Source organism: Caulobacter sp. D5 (genome assembly GCF_003185805.1).
In the GTDB taxonomy this organism is placed as follows: domain Bacteria; phylum Pseudomonadota; class Alphaproteobacteria; order Caulobacterales; family Caulobacteraceae; genus Caulobacter.
In genome coordinates, this window is the sequence record NZ_QHJY01000484.1 from 1 (window position 1) to 3302 (window position 3302).

Sequence of the window (3302 nt, forward strand, 5' to 3'; positions counted from 1 at the left end):
GACCCCTCACCCGACCTCGCTCCGCGAGGCCACCCTCTCCCGCAAGGGGAGAGGGATCAGCTGCGCTTCACCGCCACCAGCGCCGAGATATAGGCCTCCATCAGCCGGACCAGTTCGTCCTCCAGAGCCTGCGGATCCAGCGCCAGCCCCGGCTCGGCGGCCGCGGCCCGCAGCAGGCCGACGGCGGCGTGGGTGAGGACGAAGGCCGCCTCCGGGGTCAGGTCGATCTGCAGCCGGGCCTTGCCGGCGATCGAGGCGAGAAAGGCCTGGTGATGCGTCTCCAGCACCGCGTCACCCCGGTGGAACAGGGCGCCAAGCAGCGCCTGACGCGTGGCCGGCGAGCCCTCGAAGCCGTTCATCAGCGCCCGCACGATCGGCCGCACGCTGCCCAGGTCCGGCCGTTCGATCAGGGTCTCCGCGATCGCGTCGCGCACGGCGCTGGTCCGTCGCTGGGCCAGGGCCGCCAGTATGTCCTGCTTGTCGGCGAAGTACTGGTAGACCGTGCCGACGCTCACCCCGGCCCGCTCGGCCACGTGATTGGTGGTCAGGCGCTCGGGTCCGTCGCTCTCCAGAAGCTGAAAGGCCGCGTCGAGAATGGCGTCCACCGTGGCCTGGGCGCGCCCCTGGCTTGGCGCTCTGCGTTGCTTTTCAGCCACTTGCGGACCCTCTTCACGCGCTCACCCTGCCTGAAGACAAGGCGAGTAGGAACATGAGCAATGCTTACATACGCTTGAGGTCGAGAACAGGTTCGCCTTCGCCGGCGAACCGGAAGGAGCCCCGATGATCCGTCCCATCGAAGACGTCCGCGCCCGCGTCGCCTCGCAGAAGACCCGCCTGCCGGGCTTCTACGGCCAGATCGATTTCGACCGCACGCCCGAACGCTTCACCGAAGACCCGAGCTTCGCCGTCGCTCGCGACCGCAACCCGCTGGGCGTCAGCGTCACCCAGGACGACCTCGACCGCGTTCGCGCCTACACCATGCTGGGCGACATCGTCGCCGACGCCTACGCCGCCCTGATCCCGCAATACGGCTTTCGCCGGCTGATCGACATGCTGACCACCGCCTGCGACCAGGGGATCGAGGCCGTGCCGGACGCGCCCCCCGAACTGGCCGCCTTCGTCGCCGAGATGGCGGCCGCGCCCGACTGGATCGACATGGACCTGGTGCGCGAGGGCCAGCGGCTGGAGCGCAACGCCGCCGCCTTCCTCGCCCCCTTCGCCATCCGCGGCGCGTTCGTGGCGACCTTCCTCAACAAGTATTCCGCCCTGCCCATGGCCCTGACCGGAACCCTGGGGGCCGAGACCGCCGCCAAGCGGGTCAACGAGACGGCCGCCTTCTTCGCCACCACCATCCTGCCCGGCGCGCTGGAGCCGCACGGCGAGGGCTTCAAGGCCGCGGCCATGGTGCGGCTGATGCATTCGATGGTGCGCTTCAACGCCCTGCGCTCGGGCCGCTGGGACAGCGCGGTCTACGGCGTGCCGATCCCACAGGTCGACCAGATGCCGGCCGGCCTGATCCCGGTGTTCCTGATGTCGTTCCAGATGCTGCGCAAGGGTCGCCGCCACTTCACGGCGGCCGAGCGGGCCAAGGTGGAACTGAGCCGCTACCGCTGCTTCCTGCTGGGCCTGCCCGAGGATCTGCTGGCCGACACCCCCGAGGGCGTGGTGCGGATGATGACCGCCCGCGACAGCACCCTGCGCAGGGGCTTCGACGACGAGACTTGCGGGGCGCTGATCCGCGCCACCCTGGGCGCCTACCTGCCGCCCGACGAAAGCCCGGCCAACCGCCTGCACGACCGCATCGAGCGCCGCTTCGCCAAGGCCTTCTTCCTGCGCCACTTCCTGCGCGGCGATCGGGCGCGCGCGGCGAGCATGGGGATCGAGGTGGGGCCGGCCGACGAGGTGGTGTTCATCATCGTGGCCCTGCTGGTCACCCTGCAGATGAAGGCCTTCGAGCTGGCGGATCATGTGCCGGGGGTGAGGGAATTGGCCAATGCGGCGCTGGTCCGCCGGATGCGCAGCCTGCTCAAGCGCTACGGCCACGCCGAGTTCACGACCGATGCGGCCAACTACCGGCCGACCAATGCGCGGCCTGCGGCAGCCTGATCCCTCTCCCCTTGCGGGAGAGGGTGGCCTGCGAAGCAGGTCGGGTGAGGGGTCGAAAGCCCTGTCCGCCACGACGGCCGAGCGACCGGGTGCTGCGTCAAAGGTCTGAGAGACCCCTCATCCGTCGGCTTTCGCCGACACCTTCTCCCGCAAGGGGAGAAGGACTCTTGGTCAGTCCGCGTCGTCGAAGTCGCCTTCGCCCGCCGTCTCCTCGTCGCCGGTCAGGGCCGTGTCGAGGCTGTCGATGATCTCGTCCATCTGCTCGGAGGTGATCGAGACGTAGATCGCGTCGCCGCCCACGGCCGAGACCAGCAGGCGGTAGCCGTCTTCGGTTTCCTGCAGGGAGAAGGTTTCCAGGGGCTGCAGCTTGGCCATCGAGGCGTCTTTCGTCGGGAGAGATCGGGAGCCCGCGGATGTAGGCCCGCGCTCGCCCCGTTTCAACGAGCGTCTTTAGGGGACGTCTTTAGCGGACGTCTTTCAAGGTTCCCCGCCGCAGCAGGGCGATGTGGCAGGCGATCAGCACCTCGCGCTCGACCCACGGGAAGTCGGCGCGGGCGATCAGCAGGGAAACCAGGCCATGCAGGCCCGCCCACAGGGTCTGGGTCATGCTCTGGACGTCGTCGTCATGGGTGAGGCCCGCGTCGCGCATCTCGCCCACGATCTCGGCGAAGCGCTGGAAGGCGCCGATGCCCGCCATCATCGGCCGGTCGCCGACCCGCTCCTTGTAGGACCCGTCCAGGCCCTTCTCGACCATGAAGGCCACGCGATAGGCGTCGGGCTCCTCCAGGCCGAAATCGACATAGACCCGCAGGGCCCGCTCGAAGCATTCGGCCGTGGGCTTGAAAGTGGCCCGCGCCTCTTCCATCCGCTCGACCAGGGTCGCGAAGGCCCGCACGCACAGCTCGGCGGTGATGTCGTCCTTGGTGGCGAAATAGGCGTAGAGGGCCGGCTGCGAGACGCCCGTGGCCTCGGCGATCTGGCGGGTCGAGACCGCGTGCAGGCCCTTCTCGCTGAACAGCCGCAGGGCCGCGTCCAGGATCTCCTCGCGTCGTTCGGCGCCCTGTCCCTTGGGTTTGCGGGGGGAACGGATCTTCGGCGCGGTCATCGTCCCTCCTTTCCGCAGCGGGGCCGGCTTGACAACCCACAATAATCGATCAGTGATTACTTATCACCGATCGATGATAGGGGCGAGGGCA

4 protein-coding genes are annotated in these 3302 nt (G+C 68.8%); 1 reads left to right on the forward strand and 3 read right to left on the reverse strand.

Translation table 11 applies throughout. The annotated features are described in order from the left end of the window. Positions 1–56: 56 nt before the first annotated feature. Positions 57–656: a TetR/AcrR family transcriptional regulator gene (locus DMC18_RS24135; protein WP_110117950.1), complete on the reverse strand. Its 600-nt coding sequence runs from the start codon at positions 654–656 to the stop codon at positions 57–59. A gap of 124 nt (positions 657–780) precedes the next feature. Between DMC18_RS24135 and DMC18_RS24140 the strand changes: the two genes are divergently transcribed. After that, positions 781–2106 carry an oxygenase MpaB family protein gene (locus DMC18_RS24140; RefSeq protein ID WP_110117951.1) on the forward strand — a complete coding sequence of 442 codons (1326 nt, stop codon included), beginning with the start codon at positions 781–783 and terminating at the stop codon, positions 2104–2106. A gap of 171 nt (positions 2107–2277) precedes the next feature. On the opposite strand, the gene DMC18_RS24145 is transcribed toward DMC18_RS24140, so the two are convergent. Further along, positions 2278–2481, reverse strand: a complete 204-nt coding sequence (locus DMC18_RS24145; protein WP_110117952.1) for a hypothetical protein — start codon at positions 2479–2481, stop codon at positions 2278–2280. A gap of 88 nt (positions 2482–2569) precedes the next feature. Next, the gene (locus DMC18_RS24150) at positions 2570–3211 is read right to left on the reverse strand and encodes a TetR/AcrR family transcriptional regulator (RefSeq protein ID WP_110117953.1); all 642 of its coding nucleotides are present in this window, start codon (positions 3209–3211) and stop codon (positions 2570–2572) included. Positions 3212–3302: the final 91 nt, after the last annotated feature.